This window comes from Streptomyces sp. NPDC056883 (assembly GCF_042788835.1).
Lineage (GTDB): Bacteria > Actinomycetota > Actinomycetes > Streptomycetales > Streptomycetaceae > Streptomyces > Streptomyces stoeckheimensis.
In genome coordinates this window covers 412,208-427,226 of sequence record NZ_JBHUBS010000006.1, presented here as the reverse complement: position 1 = coordinate 427,226, position 15,019 = coordinate 412,208, and the positions used below count along the sequence as shown (strand labels likewise).

The following is a 15,019-nucleotide window of genomic DNA, read 5'->3' as shown; positions in this document are numbered from 1 at the left end:
AAACGCTACGCCGGAGTGACGCGTGCCAGGCCGGGCACGGCCTAGCGTGGGTGGCATGGAAGAGCAGCGCGAGCGCCCGGGGGTTCCTCCGTGGCAGCGATGGGTGGAGCGGACCGGGCGGGGCCCGGCCTGGCGCTCCTCGCTGCTCGTGGCCGTCTTCGCGCAGGTCGGTTCGGGATGGGCCGCACACCAGCAGAGCGGGCGGGTGGCGCTGGACGGGTTCGCGCGGCTCCTGCTGCTGCTCGGGCCGCTGCTGCTCGTGTGGCGGCACCGGTACCCGGTGGCCGTGGCCTACGGGGTCAGCGTCGTCACCCTGGTGTACGTCGGCGCCGGGTTCCCGTACGGACCGGTGTTCATCAGCCTGGCCCTGGCCTGCTTCGCCGCCGTCGTCGCCGGACACCGCAGAGCAGCCTGGGGGGCCGTCGGGCTGCTCTGGGCCGGCCATCTGGCCATCGGCCACTGGCTCTACCGCCTGCTCCCACCCGCCGGGGACGGTCCGGCGCCCTGGGCGCAGGAACTGGGCATCACCGCGTGGGTGCTCGCCATCCTCGCCGTCTCCGAGCTCGTCCGCATACGCCGGGAGCAGTGGGCCCTCGCCCGTGCCGAGCGGTCGGCGGCCGAGAAGCGCCGGGTGAACGAGGAGCGGCTGCGCATCGCCCGCGAGCTGCACGACGTCCTCGCCCACAGCATCTCGGTGATCAACGTCCAGGCGGGCGTGGGGCTGGCCCTGCTCGACTCCGATCCCGAGCAGGCCCGTTCGGCGCTGACCACCATCAAGGCGGCCAGCAAGGAGGCCTTGGGCGAGGTCCGCCAGGTCCTCGACACCCTGCGCACTCCCGGCGACGCACCGCGCGCACCCGCCCCCGGTCTCGACCGGCTCCCCGAGCTCGCCGAGCAGGCCGCCGCGGCCGGGCTGAGCGTCGACATCGCGACGGGCGGGGACGCGCGGGCGCTGGCGCCCGGGGTGGACCTCGCCGCCTTCCGCATCCTCCAGGAGGCACTGACCAACGTGGTGCGGCACTCCGGTTCGCGCACCGCCCGCGTTCGCCTCTCCTGGCAGCCCCGCGTCCTGGAACTGCGGGTGGACGACGACGGGCCGGCCACGGGCGGTCCAGCGGGCGGCAGCGGCAACGGCCTCGTCGGCATGCGCGAGCGGGCCGCGGCCCTCGGCGGCACCATCGAGGCCGGCCCGCGCCCCGACGGCGGCTTCCGCGTGACCGCCCGGCTCCCGTTGAAGGCCGTTCCGTCCCAGGAGGATCCGTGATCCGTGTGCTGCTCGCCGACGACCAACTCCTCGTCCGGGCGGGGTTCCGGGCCCTGCTCGACGCGCAGCCGGACATCGGGGTGGTGGGAGAGGCCGCCGACGGCGACGAGGCCGTCCGTCTGGTGCGCGAGCTGCACCCGGACGTCGTCCTCATGGACATCCGCATGCCGGTGTGCGACGGGCTCGCCGCCACCCGGCGGATCACCGGGGACGCGGCACTGGCCGACGTCAGGGTGGTCATGCTCACCACCTTCGAGCTCGACGAGTACGTCTTCGAGGCGCTCCGGTCCGGAGCCTCGGGCTTTCTGGTCAAGGACACCGAACCGGAGGAACTGCTCCGGGCGGTCCGGGCGGTGGTGGACGGCGACGCGCTGCTCTCCCCGGGCGTCACGCGCCGCCTGATCGAGGAGTTCGCGGCCCGCTCCAAGCAGCCCGCCGCCGACGATGCGGGCCTGGGCCTGGACCGGCTCACCGAGCGGGAGCGCGAGGTGATGGCGCTGGTGGGCCTCGGCCTGTCCAACGAGGAGATCGCCCGCCGCCTGGTCGTCAGCCCGCTCACCGCGAAGACCCACGTCAGCCGGACGATGGTGAAGCTCGGCGCCCGTGACCGCGCCCAACTGGTGGTCCTGGCCTACGAGTCTGGGCTGGTCCGGCCCGGCTGGCTCGGCTGACCGCGACCCTCTCCTCCCGCCCCCTCCTCCCGCCCGGCCTCGTACTCCCCAGGTGGTACGCGCGGTGCAGCCGGCCGTACGACGACCCGGACCCCCTCCCGGAGCCAGTCTCGAAGTGTGACGCACACGTCCACACTTCCGAGGAGCTGAACCGAGATGAACACCCTCACCACCCTCGCGTACGACGGGCCCGGCCCGTGGATCCTGTTCTTCCCGCTGATCTGGGCGGTCGTCGTGGTCGGCGCCGTCACCGTGCTGCGCCGCACCGTGTGGCGCGGCCGCCGGGCACCGTGGCAGGCCCGCGGCGCCGCGTACGGCGAGCGCTCCCCGATCGCGATCCTCGGCCGGCGCTTCGCCTCCGGCGAGATCGACGAGGACGAGTACTGGCGGCGGCTGTCCGTCCTGGACGAGCAGTTCGGCCGCATCTCCCAGGGCGGTGCGGCATGAGGACCGTCCCCCTTCCCGACGGCTGCGGCCACGGCGGCGACGAAGACGGCGTCGCCGCCCGGGTCGTCGATGCCGTGAAGGTCTACGGCCGGGGCGACACCGAGGTACGGGCCCTGGACGGGGTGAGCGTCGGCTTCCCGGCCGGCCGCTTCACCGCGATCATGGGACCGTCCGGTTCCGGCAAGTCCACCCTGATGCACTGCGCCGCCGGCCTCGACACCCTCACCTCCGGATCCGCCTCCATCGGCGGGACGCACCTCGGCGCACTCGACGACCGCAGGCTCACCCTGCTGCGCCGCGAGCGCGTCGGCTTCGTCTTCCAGGCCTTCAACCTGATTCCCACCCTCACCGTCGCCGAGAACATCACCCTCCCGCAGGACCTCGCGGGCACCCGCACGGACGCCGCCTGGCTCGACGGCCTCATCGACGTCGTCGGACTGCGCGACCGGCTGCACCACCGGCCCGCCGAGCTGTCCGGCGGCCAGCAGCAGCGCGTCGCCGTGGCCCGCGCCCTCGCCGGCAGCCCCGACGTCGTCTTCGCCGACGAGCCCACCGGCAACCTCGACTCCCGCTCGGGGGAGGAGGTGCTCGGCCTGCTGGGCCGGGCGGTGCGCGACATGAACCGTACGGTCGTCATGGTCACCCACGACCCGGTGGCCGCCGCCCACGCCGACGAGGTCGTCTTCCTCGCCGACGGGCGGCTGGTCGACCGGATGGCGGGTCCCACCGCGGACCGCGTCCTGGACCGGCTGAAGTCCTTCGACCCCCGCCCGGCGACGGTGGCCGCCCCGGGGGAGGCGTCATGAGCACGAATGGTGCCCGCACCGTGCTGCGGATCAGTACGGCCTCGCTGCGCGCGCACAAGCGGCGGTTCGCCGGGACCTTCACGGCCGTGCTGCTCGGCGTCGCCTTCCTCGCCGCGACGCTCGTCATGGGCGACACCCTCCGCGCGAGCTTCGACAGCATGTTCGCCGGCGCGACGAGCGGCACCGACGCGGTGGTCCGCAGTTCCCGTGTGGTGACCGTCGCGGGCGAGGCCCAGGGCACCCGGCAGCCCGTACCCACCGCACTCGTGGAGGAGATCCGGCGCACCCCGGGCGTGGCCGCCGCCGCCCCCGCCGTCCAGGGCGCGGGGCAGCTCGTCGGCTCCGACGGCGAACCGATCGGTGGCCAGGGGCCGCCCACGCTCGCCGGCAACTGGATCGCGGACCCGGAACTCAACCCGTACCGGCTCGCGGAGGGCCGGGCGCCGGAGCGGACCGGTGAGGTCGTCGTCAACCGGGCCACCGCGGACAAGGGCGGACTGAAGCTCGGCGACACGACGGTGCTGCGGACGCCCGACCCGGTTCCCGTGACGGTCGTCGGCCTCGCCACCTTCGGCGGCGCGGACGGCATGGCGCAGGTCACGTACACGGGGATGACCCAGGCGGACGCGGAGAAGTACCTGATGCCGGCGCCCGGTCAGGCGGCGTCCATCCAGGTGCGAGCCGGTCCGGGCACCAGTCAGAGCGAGCTGGTGGAGGCGCTCGCCGCGGTGCTGCCGCAGGGCGTCGAGGCGATCACCGGACAGGAGTCGGCGCAGGAGAACACCGACGCGATCTCCGGTCGGTTCCTGGATCTCTTCACCGCCATGCTGCTCGTCTTCTCAGGCATCGCCCTGCTCGTCGCCACCTTCAGCATCCACAACACCTTCGCGATCGTCGTCGCCCAGCGCACCCGCGAGAACGCCCTGCTCCGGGCCCTCGGCGCCTCCCGGCGCCAGGTCGTCGGCGGTACGCTGGCCGAGGCCGCCGTCGTCGCGTTCGTCGCCTCGGCTGCCGGGCTGCTCGTCGGCGTGGGCTTCGCCGCAGGGCTCCAGGCCCTCTTCCCGGCCATCGGATTCCCCTTCCCCGAAGGGGACTTGGTGATCAGCGGTCTGTCGATGGCACTTCCCCTCGCCGCAGGGGTCCTCGTCTGCCTCGGCTCGGCCGTGCTGCCCGCCGTACGGGCCGGACGTACGGCGCCGCTGGCCGCGCTGCTCGACAGCGCCGTCGACCACTCGGAGGCCTCCCGGTCCCGTACGGTCACCGGGGCGGCGCTGGGCGCGGCCGCCCTCGGCCTGCTCCTGACCGGGGTGTTCGCCGTACCGTCGCTGTGGCTGTCCGGGGCGGGTGCGGTGCTGGCGACGGCCTCGTTCGTCGTACTGGGTCCGGTGGCGTCCTCGTCCGCCGTCCGGATGCTGGCCCGGCCGCTGGAGCGGCTGCGCGGGGTGACCGGCGCCCTCGCGGCGCGCAACGCGCGGCGCAGTCCCCGGCGGACGGCGTCCACGGCGACCGCACTGATGATCGGCGTCGCCGTCGTCTCCCTGTTCACCGTCTTCGGGGCGTCCCTGAAGGCGACCATGGACCGGACCGTGTCGCGTTCCTTCGCCGGTGACGTGGCCATCAGCGCCCCGTCCTTCGGCGCGGGCGGCAGCGGACTCAGCCCGAAACTGGCACCGGCCGTCGCGGCGCTCCCCGAGGTGGCGGGCGCGGTGGGCCTGGGCAAGGGGGTCGCGGAGGTCGACGGCTCGGGGCGGGCACTGACCGTCACCGACCCCGTCGCGCTCGCGGCCGGCCTCGACCTGGGCGCGGTGTCGGGAGGGCTCGACGCGCTGGGAACGGACGGCATCGCGGTGTCCGCGAAGGAGGCCGCGCGGCACGGATGGCGGCCCGGCAGCACGGCCGAACTCGCCTTCACCGACGGACGGAAGCAGCCCTTCACGATCCGCGCGGTGTACGAGCGTTCCGAGCTGGCCGGCGACTACGTCATCACGCGGGCGGCCTGGGCGCCGCACCGGGCGCAGGACACGGACCAGCTGGTCAGCGTCACCTTCAAGGACGGGGTGTCGGCCGCGGCCGGCACGGCGGCGGTCGAGAGGACGGCCGCGCTGTACGGCGGCCCCGAGGTGCAGACGCGCGACGCGTACGCGCGGTCTTCGGCGGCCGGCATCGACATGATGCTCACGCTCGTCTACGCGCTGCTCGCCCTCGCCGTGCTGATCGCCCTGCTGGGCATCGCCAACACGCTGACCCTCGCCGTCCACGAGTGCACCCGCGAACTGGGGCTGCTCCGGGCCGTCGGCCAGACCCGGGGGCAGCTGCGGGCCATGGTCCGCTGGGAGGCGGTCCTGGTCGCCGCGTTCGGCACGGCCGGCGGTCTGGCGCTGGGCGGCGTCCTCGGATGGGTCCTGGTGAAGGCCTCGGACGGGGCGAGCGACAGCGCGTTCGCGTTCGCCGTCCCGCCGCTGCAGCTCACCCTGGTGGCCCTGGTCGGCGTGGCGGCGGGCGTCCTCGCGGGCTGGCGCCCGGCGCGGCGCGCGGCGCGCCTGGACATCCTGCGCGCGGTCGCCACCGACTAGTAGAGAGCCAGGTCCTAGCGGGCGTAAGTGCGGATGCGGTAGCGCAGGCCGGTCACCGAGGACTGCCAGTCGCCGTCCTCGGCGACGGTCCACGCCGGGTCCAGCTCCGGGGCGTGGGTGTCGCCGACCACCTGCGTGTCGACCTCGGTCACCGAGAGCATGACGGCGTGGGCCAGCGCGGCACGGTAGACCTCTCCGCCGCCGATCACCCAGCACGCGGCGGCGGGGGCCGCCGCGTCGGGCTGCGCCGCGGCGGCCAGCTCCAGGGCCTCGTCGATGGACCCGGCACGCTCCGCGCCCTCCGCGGCCCATGCCGGATCACGCGTCACGACGATGTTGCGCCGTCCCGACAGCGGCCGGAACCGCGCCGGCAGCGAATCCCAGGTCTTGCGGCCCATCACCACCGGATGCCCGAGGGTGGTGGCCTTGAAGTGGGCCATGTCCTCGGGCAGCCGCCAGGGAATCCCGTTGTCCGCGCCGATCACGCCGTCGGAATTCTGCGCCCAGATCAGTCCGACGCTCATGCCGGTGTCCGCGGCGAGGTCCGTGGCGAGGTTCGCAGCGACCTCTGCGGCGGCGTCCGTACCGGTGTCCGTGCCGGCGGTGGTGTCGAGGTTCATACCGCGACCGGAGCCTTGATGGCCGGGTGGTGCTCGTAGCCGGCCACCTTCACGTCGCCGTAGGCGTAGTCGAAGAGCGAGTCGGCCCGGTGCAGCTTCAGCTCGGGGAACTCGAACGGGGTCCGCGAGATCTGCTCGGTGACCTGCTCGACGTGGTTGTCGTAGATGTGGCAGTCGCCGCCGGTCCAGATGAAGTCGCCCGGCTCCAGTCCGGCCTGCTGGGCCACCATGTGGGTGAGCAGGGCGTAGCTGGCGATGTTGAACGGCACGCCCAGGAACAGGTCCGCGCTGCGCTGGTACAGCTGGCAGGAGAGCTTTCCGTCGGCCACGTAGAACTGGAAGAAGGCGTGGCACGGTGCGAGCGCCATCTTGGACAGCTCGGAGACGTTCCAGGCGGAGACGATCATCCGGCGGGAGTCCGGGTCGCGGCGCAGCGTGTCCAGGACCTCGGTGATCTGGTCGATGTGCCGGCCGTCCGGGGAGGGCCAGGAGCGCCACTGGGCGCCGTAGACCGGGCCGAGGTCGCCGTTCTCGTCGGCCCACTCGTCCCAGATCGTCACGCCGTGCTCCCGCAGCCAGCCGACGTTGGACTCGCCGCGCAGGAACCACAGCAGCTCGTACACGATCGACTTGAGGTGCACCTTCTTGGTGGTGACCAGGGGGAACCCCTGCGAGAGGTCGTAACGCAGTTGGTGCCCGAAGACACTCCGGGTGCCGGTGCCCGTCCGGTCGGCCTTGGCCGTCCCGGAGGTGAGCACCAGCTTCAACAGGTCTTCGTACTGGGTATCCGCCACGGGCACCGAGTCTACTGGGCTGCCGCCCGGGGTCCGGTCAGCCGGGTCGCCCGGTCGGCCCGCCCGGCCGGCCCGGTCAGCCGGTCACCACGCCGTCGGTGAGCAGGCCGGCCAGGACCGCCTCGCCGACCGCCACGACGGCCGTCTGGGGGCGGAGCATCACGGTGATCTCGTCGATCAGGCCCTCGGGCGTGAGGTGCAGCATGTCGATGCCGTGCACCTGCCGCTCGCCCACGGTGGTCCGGAACGGCAGCACGGTCGCCGGCCCCTCCGCTCCCTCCGCCCCGAACGGGACGCCGGCGGACTGGACGCTGCCGTCGAAGTGGCCGACGTAGTGGAAGCCCTCGAACGTGCGCAGGAGCACGCGGAACAGGGCCAGTACCGCCGGCTTGCCCTCGAACGGCTTCGACTTCACCGGGCTGTTGAGCCGGACGTCGTCGGTGAACAGCGCGTCCAGCGCGGCGAGGTCATGGCCGGCGACGGCGGCGCGGAAACGGTCGGCCGTGCTGGTGGCGCTGCTCATGAGGACTCCTTGGTAGTCACCGACGATAGTCACGGATGTGATTAGTCAGTTTCTTGACTATCATGGCCCGGCGTCCCTGAGAAGACGCTGCCGCGCACGATCCCGAGGAGACCGACCGATGGCTTTGCGCCACGCCGTACTGGCGGCGCTGCTCGACGAGGAGCTGAGCGGCTACCAGCTGGCCAAGGCGTTCGGCACGGGCGTGGCCAACTTCTGGCACGCCCTGCCCCAGCAGCTCTACACCGAGCTGGCCAGGCTGGAGCGGGAAGGCTTCATCGCGGGCCGCGAGGTGGTCCAGGACACCCGGCCGAACAAGCGGCTCTTCCAGGTCACCGACGCCGGACTGGCCGAGCTGGAGCGCTTCACCGCCGCCGAGACCAAGCCCTGCGTCATCCGCGACGACCTGCTCGTGAAGGTCCAGGCGGCCGAGCACGTCGACACGGAGGCGCTCATCGCGCAGCTCGCGGAGCGGACCGCCTTCGCGACGGCCAAGGCGGAGCTGTTCGAGAAGCTGCTGGGCTCGATGCGCGGCGAGCGCACGGAGGAGGAGTTCCTGCGCCACGGCGCACGGATCGGGCCCTACCTCACCTGCCTGCGCGGCCTGGAGTTCGAGCGGGCCAACCGGGCCTGGTACGAGCGCACCACGATCATTCTGAGCGAGAGGCGGGCATCCCGTGGAGAGCAGTGAACAGCGACGGCCGACCCGGTACGTGGCTCTCGGCGACAGCCAGAGCGAGGGCGTGGGCGACGGGGACGACCGCACCGGGCTGCGCGGGTGCGCCGACCGGCTCGCCGAGACGATCGCCGTCCACGAGCCCGACGTGCTCTACGCCAACCTGGCCGTCCGGGGCCGCCTGGCGGCAGGGGTCCGCGAGGGGCAGCTCGGACCGGCCCTCGCGCTCCGCCCCGACCTGGCCACCGTGGTCGCCGGGGTCAACGACGTGCTGCGGCCTCGGTTCGACGCCGACGAGGTCGCCGGGCACCTGGAGGCGATGTTCGCCGCGCTCACCGCGCAGGGCGCCCGCGTCGCCACCGTCACCTTCCCCGACATCGCCAAGCTCGTCCCGCTCGCCAAGGGGGCGGCCCCGCGCGTCACCGCGCTGAACGAGCGGATACGGCGGGCGGCGGAGCGGCACGGGGTGGCCGTCGCGGACTTCGCCCGCCACGAGGCCTCCACCGACCCGCGGATGTGGAGCGCGGACCGGCTGCACGCAGCGCCGTCCGGCCACGCGATGATCGCCGCCGGTGTCGCACACGCCCTGGGGCTCCCCGGCAGCGACGACGGCTGGACCCGCCCGCTGCCCGGCCCGCCGCCCCTCGCTCCGGCGGGCCTGCGGGGCGTCGCCGGGGAGCTGCGGTGGGCCGTGGGCTTCGCCGGGCCCTGGATCGGGCGGCGGCTGCGCGGACGCTCCTCCGGAGACGGCCGCACGGCCAAGCGGCCCGAGCTGCTCCCCGTACGCCTGGCGGCCTGACGGGCGCGCCCGCCGGGGTCAGGCGCGGCAGATGATCTCGCCGTTCAGCACCGAGAACCAGGCGTCCGGTTCCGCGCCCCAGGTGTGCCAGGCATCGGCGGCGGCCGACAGCTGCGCCTGCGTCGCGTGTCCGCCTCCGGTCGCGATCCCGGCGTAGGCCGAGGCCGTCGTACGGTCCGCCCACAGCGAGGACCACCACGCGGCCTCCTCCTCGGTCGCGTAGCACCACGAGGTCGCCGTGCAGGTCACGTCCGTGAAGCCGGCCGCCCGCGCCCACGCGCGCAGGCGGCGTCCGGCGTCCGGCTCGCCGCCGTTGGCGCGCGCCACCCGCCGGTACAGGTCCAGCCACTCCTCCAGCCCCGGAGTCGCGGGGTACCAGGTCATCGCCGCGTAGTCCGCGTCCCGCGCCGCGACGATCCCGCCCGGCCGGCACACCCGGCGCATCTCGCGCAGCGCCTGGACCGGATCGCCCACGTGCTGCAGCACCTGGTGGGCGTGGACCACGTCGAAGGAGTCGTCGGGGAAGTCCAGCGCGTGGACGTCGGCCGTGGCGAACTCGATCCCGGTCAGGCCCCGTTCCTTCGCGTACGCGGCGGCCTGGTCGACCACGTCCCGCGCCGCGTCCACCGCCGTGACCCGGCCCTGCGGCCCCACCAGCTCCGCCAGGTCCGCCGTGATCGTGCCCGGGCCGCAGCCCACGTCCAGGACGGCCATCCCCGGGCGCAGTGCGCCGATCAGGTAGGCGGCGGAGTTCTCGGCGGTGCGCCAGCGGTGCGAGCGCAGGACCGACTCGTGGTGTCCGTGGGTGTAGACCGCGGTCTCGTGCGCGGTCTTCGTGGCGTCCGTGGCGTCCGTGGCGTTCATGAACTGGGCTCCTTCGTCGTCGAAGTGCTGTCGAGGCGTTGGTTTCACCGTAAGGGATCAGTTCGCCATATGAGATATGTGTATTGACATGTGGACACCACCCTTGCGCGTCAAGGGTGTTGGGTGAACGGGTGGCAGGTGGGGGCGGGTGCGAGGACAGTGAATCCGGGGGAACGAAGGACGGTGAGATCCATGCCGGACCCGTTGCTCGAGCGGCACGCCGAGGCGCTGCGGCTCTTCGGCCAGTACGTCCACGCGGTCTCGGACGCGCAGTGGGACGCGCCGACGCCCTGTAGCGAATGGAGCGTGCGCGACCTGGTCAACCACGTCACCGCCGAACAGCTCTGGATACCGCCCCTGGTCACCGACGGCCGCACCGTCGAGGACATCGGGAGCACCTTCAACGGCGACGTCCTCGGCACCGATCCGGCCGCCGCCTGGGACGAGGCCTCGGCCGCCGCGCACACCGCCTTCGAGGTCCCGGGGGCCCTGGAGCGCACCGTCCGGCTCTCGTACGGGCCCGCGCTCGGGTCGGCGTACTGCTCGGAGCTGACGGCCGACTGCGTGATCCACACCTGGGACCTCGCGCGGGGCATCGGCGCCGACGACCGGCTGCCGGACGGCCTCGTCGAGTTCTCCATCAAGGAGGTCATGCCCTACGCCGACGGGCTCGCCGCGAGCGGCATGTACGACGCCCCGCCGGAGGTGCCGGCCGGGGCGAACGCCCAGACCCGGCTGCTCGCCCTGGTGGGGAGGCGCGGCTGAGGCGATGCGCAGTGCCCGGCCTCCACGGCCTCCACAACGGGCGATCCCGGACGAATAACCGTATAAAGGCAGGGTCGGGAGCGCGGGGACGGCAGGGAGAGGTGGCGCGCGGTGTCGGGGATCCAGCGCACGACGGCCGAGGGCCGGGGCCAGGTCCGCTACGGTCCGCCCGCACCCCAGCCCGGCCTGCCCGTGCTGCCCGAGCTCACGGCCGTCCTCGCGGCGGCCTCCTGGCGCTCGGCCCCCGAGCCGCCCGGCGGGGGAGTGCCCGTACGGGCCGCCGCGGCCCGGCACTGGGGGCGGCGCGGGCTCCCCACCGACCCCGACCACGTGGCCGCGGGACCCGGCGCGCCCGCCCTGCTGCTGGCGCTGCTCGGCGCGTACGGGGGCGACGTCATGCTGCCCCGGCCCTGTCCCGCCTGGTGGACGCCACAGGTCCGGCTGCTGGGACGGCGGGCCTACCACGTCCCGACCCCGGCCGAGTGCGGCGGCGTACCCGACCCGTACGCCCTGCTGGAGACCGTGCGCCGGGTGCGCGCCGAGGGCGGCGACCCGCGGGTGCTGCTGCTGTCCGTCGCCGACGACCCGACCGCGACCGTACCGCCCCCCGAGCTGCTCCTCGAGGCCTGCGAGGCCGCCGCGTCCGCCGGGCTGTTCGTCGTCAGCGACGAGACCTGGCGCGACACCGTCCACCGGCCGGCCCGCGGACGTCCCGGCGGGCCGGACGGCGCGGACGGCACCGGCGGCCAACCGGGCTCCCACGACAGGCTCGTCGTGCTCAGCCCCGCCGAGATGCTGCCGGACGACACCGCGGTGCTCATGGACCTCTCCGGCGCCCTGCTGCCCGCGGGCTGGCCCGCCGCCGTCATGCGGTTCCCCGGCACCCCGCGCGGCGCCTGGCTGCGGGCCCGGACCCTGGACGTGCTCACCGCCACCGGCGGGTTCGTCGCGGGGCCCGTCGCCGGGGCGGCCGCGCACGCCCTCGACGAGCCCGCCGCCGTCGCGGGCCGTGCCTCCGCGGCCGCCGCCCTGCACGGCGCGGTGGCCCGGGCCGCGCACCGGGAACTGCTCGACGCCGGGGCGCTGGCCCGGCCCCCGCAGGTCGGCCGCCACCTCTACGCCGATCTGACGCCGCTGCGCTCGGGGCTCGCCCGCCAGGGGGTCGGCGACGCGATGGAACTGGAGGACTGGCTGGGCGGACGGCTCGGCGCGCCCACGCCCGGCGGGCAGCGGTTCGCGGACGAGCCCGTCGCCCCGCGGGTCCGGCTGTCGACGGGACCGCTGCTCGGCGCCACCCCGGAGGAGCGGCTCGCGGCGCTCACCGCGACCGACCCCCTCGCCCTGCCCCACGTACGGGACTCCCTGGCCCGGCTCCGGTCGGTCCTGGCCGGGCTGTCCGACTGAGCTCCCGCCGCCCTGCCCCCCGCCGCCCTGCCCCCCGCCCTGGAACCCCCGACTGCCGCCGGTGAACGGAGACTTCTCGATGAGGGATCAGACGGAGGCCCCCTCGGCTTCCCCGGCCGAGGCGGGCCCGGACGCCCTTCCGGCGGCGAACCGGGGCGGTGGCGGTGCCGGTGCCGGTGCCGGTGCTGGTGTCGGCGTCCGGCACGCGCGGCCGCGGCCGCCGGGCGAACACCGGCTGTGGCCGCGCTCGTTCGCGGACCGGCTGACCACCCCGCTGCCGGGACTGCGCGCGTTCGCCCGGCTCGCCCGCGAGGGCGCCTTCCGGCCCGGCCCCGAGGGGCTGCGCGGCATCCCGGACCTGCCGTACGCGCCCGCCCCGCTGCCCGCCGTGGCCGCGGGGGCGGTGTCCGCCACCTGGGCCGGGCACGCCAGCTGGGTCCTGCGGATCGGCGGGCTGACCGTGCTGACCGATCCCGTCTGGTCCCGGCGGATCCTCGGCACCCCGGCCCGGATGACCCCCGTCGGAGTGCGCTGGGAGGAACTGCCGCCGGTCGACGCCGTGGTGATCAGCCACAACCACTACGACCACCTCGACGCCCCCACCCTCAAACGGCTCCCGCGCGCGACGCCGCTCTTCGTCCCGGCGGGGCTCGCGCGCTGGTGCCGGCGGCGGGGGTTCACCCGGGTCACCGAACTCGACTGGTGGGAGTCGGCCGAACTGGGCGGCGTACGGTTCGAGTTCGTGCCGGCGCACCACTGGTCGAAGCGGTCGCTGCTGGACGCGTGCCGGACGTTGTGGGGTGGCTGGATGCTCAGCGCCGCCGGGGCGACCGGGGCGGTGAAGAAGGTGTACTTCGCGGGTGACACCGGCTACGGGCACTGGTTCGGCGAGATCGGGCGGCGGCACCCCGGCATCGACCTCGCGCTGCTCCCGATCGGGGCGTACGCCCCGCGGTGGTGGCTGCGGGACGTCCACGCGGACCCGGAGGAGGCCGTGCAGGCCTGTCTGGACCTGGGGGCGCGGAGGATGGCTCCCATGCACTGGGGGACCTTCGTGCTGTCGTCGGAGCCGGTGATGGAGCCGTTGCAGCGGGTGCGGGCCGCGTGGGCCCGTACCGGGCTGCCCCGCGAGCACCTCTGGGACCTCCCGGTCGGGGCGTCCCGGACGCTGTAGCCGTGCCCGGCTGCGGGCGTGGCGCTGCGCGGGGCAAGGCCCCCGCAGCACCCCTTGCCGCTGCGCGGGGCAAAGTCCCCTCCCCGCCCTTCGCCCGTTCCCCGGGGCTGCGCCCCGGACCCCCTGGGGCTCCGCCCCAGACCCCGCTCCTCAAACGCCGGAGGGGCTGGATTTCCCAGACCACCGGCGTACACACCCAGGGCCCCCGGCTCCGCCGGGCTCAGGGGCGGATGCGGCGCCACAGCGTCGGGGCTGCGCTGATGAGGAGCGTGAGGGCCACCGCCAGGGCCACGCCCTTCCAGGGTTCCGCGAAGAGGGAGCCGCCCACGATGCCGATCAGGCCGTAGGTCGCCGCCCAGGCCAGGCAGGCGGGGGCGTCGCCGCGGGCGAAGCGGCGCAGGGGGAGCTCCGCGAGGAGGCAGGCCAGCATCACCGGGATGCGGCCGCCCGGGAGGAGGCGCGAGACCACGAGGACCAGGACGCCGTTCTCGTCGAGCTTGCGCTGCGCCTGGGCGAGGCGTTCGGGGGTCGCCCGCCGGCGCAGGGCCTCCAGCCAGCGCGATCCGTTCCGCGACCGCACCCCGCGCCGGCCCAGCCAGTACAGCGCCATGTCCCCCGCGAACGCGGCCAGCGAGGACACCCCGAAGACCAGCAACAGCCCGAAGGGCAGGGAGTCCTGGTGGAACGCCACCACCGCTGCCGAGCTGACCAGCGCGCCCGTCGGAATCACCGGTAGGAGCGCGCCCAGCGCCACCAGGACGAAGAGGGTCGGAAGGCCGATCGCCTGCTGGGTGGACTCCGGCGGGACCTGCGCGGCCGACTCCGCGAGCTGCCACAGCCCCCTCACGGCAGCCGCACCCGTTCACCGTGCGCGGGCAGCCGGACCGTCACCTTCGGCGCCTCCCTCCGCGCACACCGGGCGAACTCCTCGCCCGGCGCGTGGAACTCGTGCGGCCGCACCGCGTCCATCCCGATCGGCCAGTACGTACCCCAGTGCACCGGGACCGCTGCCGCGGGCGCGAGCAGGGCCAGCGCCCGCGCCGCACCCGCCGCGTCCAGGTGCCCGGGGCCCAGGTTGGGCCCCCAGCCGCCGACCGGCAGCAGGGCCACGTCCACCGGTCCGACCTCGTCGGCCATCGAGTCGAACAGGCCGGTGTCCCCGGCGAAATAGGTCCGCGAGGAGCCCTCGATCACGTACCCGAGCGCGGGAGCGAGCCGCGGTCCGAACGGCAGCCGCCGCCCGTCGTGCAACGCGCTGACCGCCCGGACCCGTACGCCGCCGCCCCGTACGCCGTCCCCCAGGGCCACCGTGTCGCCCGGCGCCAGCTCCGTGACCGTCAGCCCCCGCACCCCGGCCATCCGCGCCAGCCCCGGCACCGCGCCGGGCGCCCCGCGCGGCACCAGCAGCCGGGTCCCGCGCGCGAGGCGCGCCAGGGAGGGCAGGTGCAGGTGGTCGGAGTGCAGGTGCGAGACGAGCACCGCGTCGGCGACCGCCGCCTCCGGCGGGGGCACCGCCCCGCGGCGGCGGCGCAGGTGCGCCAGACGGCGTGCGAAGAGCGGGTCCGTGAGCAGCCGGACACCGGAGTCCTCGACCGTGCACGTGGCGTGGCCCCACCAAGTGATCTCCATCGGCCCCTGATCC

The 15,019-nt window shown here is 74.6% G+C and carries 16 protein-coding genes; 10 read left to right on the top strand and 6 right to left on the bottom strand.

Features of this window, described 5'->3' with window-relative positions; genetic code table 11:
* Positions 1-55 precede the first annotated feature (55 nt).
* From ACFRU2_RS18810 to ACFRU2_RS18790, 5 genes are all read left to right on the top strand, one after another.
* Positions 56-1,264 carry a sensor histidine kinase gene (locus ACFRU2_RS18810; protein WP_382973249.1) on the top strand — a complete coding sequence of 403 codons (1,209 nt, stop codon included), beginning with the start codon at positions 56-58 and terminating at the stop codon, positions 1,262-1,264.
* Complete coding sequence (locus ACFRU2_RS18805) at positions 1,261-1,935, top strand: response regulator (RefSeq protein WP_382973247.1); 675 nt, start codon at positions 1,261-1,263, stop codon at positions 1,933-1,935. Before ACFRU2_RS18810 ends, ACFRU2_RS18805 begins: the two co-directional genes overlap by 4 nt.
* 156 nt (positions 1,936-2,091) lie before the next feature.
* Entirely contained in the window at positions 2,092-2,382 is a 291-nt protein-coding gene (locus ACFRU2_RS18800) for an SHOCT domain-containing protein (RefSeq protein WP_382973245.1), read from the top strand.
* Complete coding sequence (locus ACFRU2_RS18795) at positions 2,379-3,188, top strand: ABC transporter ATP-binding protein (protein ID WP_382973243.1); 810 nt, start codon at positions 2,379-2,381, stop codon at positions 3,186-3,188. Before ACFRU2_RS18800 ends, ACFRU2_RS18795 begins: the two co-directional genes overlap by 4 nt.
* The gene (locus ACFRU2_RS18790) at positions 3,185-5,761 is read left to right on the top strand and encodes an ABC transporter permease (RefSeq protein ID WP_382973241.1); all 2,577 of its coding nucleotides are present in this window, start codon (positions 3,185-3,187) and stop codon (positions 5,759-5,761) included. Before ACFRU2_RS18795 ends, ACFRU2_RS18790 begins: the two co-directional genes overlap by 4 nt.
* A 14-nt stretch (positions 5,762-5,775) precedes the next feature.
* On the opposite strand, the gene ACFRU2_RS18785 is transcribed toward ACFRU2_RS18790, so the two are convergent.
* The 3 genes from ACFRU2_RS18785 to ACFRU2_RS18775 all read right to left on the bottom strand — a co-directional run bounded on the left by ACFRU2_RS18785 (position 5,776) and on the right by ACFRU2_RS18775 (position 7,698).
* Positions 5,776-6,285, bottom strand: a complete 510-nt coding sequence (locus tag ACFRU2_RS18785) for a dihydrofolate reductase (protein ID WP_382973320.1) — start codon at positions 6,283-6,285, stop codon at positions 5,776-5,778.
* A 92-nt stretch (positions 6,286-6,377) separates the two neighbouring features.
* Complete coding sequence (locus ACFRU2_RS18780; RefSeq protein WP_382973239.1) at positions 6,378-7,175, bottom strand: thymidylate synthase; 798 nt, start codon at positions 7,173-7,175, stop codon at positions 6,378-6,380.
* 76 nt (positions 7,176-7,251) lie between these two features.
* Positions 7,252-7,698: a nuclear transport factor 2 family protein gene (locus ACFRU2_RS18775; protein WP_382973237.1), complete on the bottom strand. Its 447-nt coding sequence runs from the start codon at positions 7,696-7,698 to the stop codon at positions 7,252-7,254.
* Positions 7,699-7,816: 118 nt separating this feature from the next.
* Here ACFRU2_RS18775 and ACFRU2_RS18770 point away from each other — a divergent pair, with 118 nt between their 5' ends.
* Complete coding sequence (locus ACFRU2_RS18770; RefSeq protein ID WP_382973235.1) at positions 7,817-8,386, top strand: PadR family transcriptional regulator; 570 nt, start codon at positions 7,817-7,819, stop codon at positions 8,384-8,386.
* A complete protein-coding gene (locus ACFRU2_RS18765; protein WP_382973233.1) occupies positions 8,373-9,170 on the top strand; it encodes an SGNH/GDSL hydrolase family protein in 798 nt (265 codons plus the stop codon). The genes ACFRU2_RS18770 and ACFRU2_RS18765 overlap by 14 nt, the downstream gene beginning before the upstream one ends.
* 18 nt (positions 9,171-9,188) lie before the next feature.
* Here ACFRU2_RS18765 and ACFRU2_RS18760 read toward each other — a convergent pair whose 3' ends face one another.
* Positions 9,189-10,034 carry a class I SAM-dependent methyltransferase gene (locus ACFRU2_RS18760; RefSeq protein ID WP_382973231.1) on the bottom strand — a complete coding sequence of 282 codons (846 nt, stop codon included), beginning with the start codon at positions 10,032-10,034 and terminating at the stop codon, positions 9,189-9,191.
* A 192-nt stretch (positions 10,035-10,226) separates the two neighbouring features.
* Between ACFRU2_RS18760 and ACFRU2_RS18755 the strand changes: the two genes are divergently transcribed.
* The 3 genes from ACFRU2_RS18755 (at position 10,227) to ACFRU2_RS18745 (ending at position 13,377) form a co-directional block, all read left to right on the top strand.
* The gene (locus ACFRU2_RS18755; RefSeq protein WP_382973230.1) at positions 10,227-10,799 is read left to right on the top strand and encodes a TIGR03086 family metal-binding protein; all 573 of its coding nucleotides are present in this window, start codon (positions 10,227-10,229) and stop codon (positions 10,797-10,799) included.
* A gap of 120 nt (positions 10,800-10,919) precedes the next feature.
* The gene (locus tag ACFRU2_RS18750) at positions 10,920-12,203 is read left to right on the top strand and encodes an aminotransferase class I/II-fold pyridoxal phosphate-dependent enzyme (RefSeq protein WP_382973318.1); all 1,284 of its coding nucleotides are present in this window, start codon (positions 10,920-10,922) and stop codon (positions 12,201-12,203) included.
* 79 nt (positions 12,204-12,282) lie between these two features.
* Positions 12,283-13,377 carry an MBL fold metallo-hydrolase gene (locus tag ACFRU2_RS18745; RefSeq protein ID WP_382973228.1) on the top strand — a complete coding sequence of 365 codons (1,095 nt, stop codon included), beginning with the start codon at positions 12,283-12,285 and terminating at the stop codon, positions 13,375-13,377.
* 220 nt (positions 13,378-13,597) lie between these two features.
* Here ACFRU2_RS18745 and ACFRU2_RS18740 read toward each other — a convergent pair whose 3' ends face one another.
* Both ACFRU2_RS18740 and ACFRU2_RS18735 read right to left on the bottom strand, forming a co-directional pair.
* Positions 13,598-14,215 (bottom strand): DedA family protein, encoded by a 618-nt coding sequence (locus tag ACFRU2_RS18740; protein ID WP_382973316.1) that lies wholly within the window; start codon positions 14,213-14,215, stop codon positions 13,598-13,600.
* A 5-nt stretch (positions 14,216-14,220) separates the two neighbouring features.
* Entirely contained in the window at positions 14,221-15,006 is a 786-nt protein-coding gene (locus tag ACFRU2_RS18735; protein ID WP_382973226.1) for an MBL fold metallo-hydrolase, read from the bottom strand.
* Between the last annotated feature and the right edge of the window lie 13 nt (positions 15,007-15,019).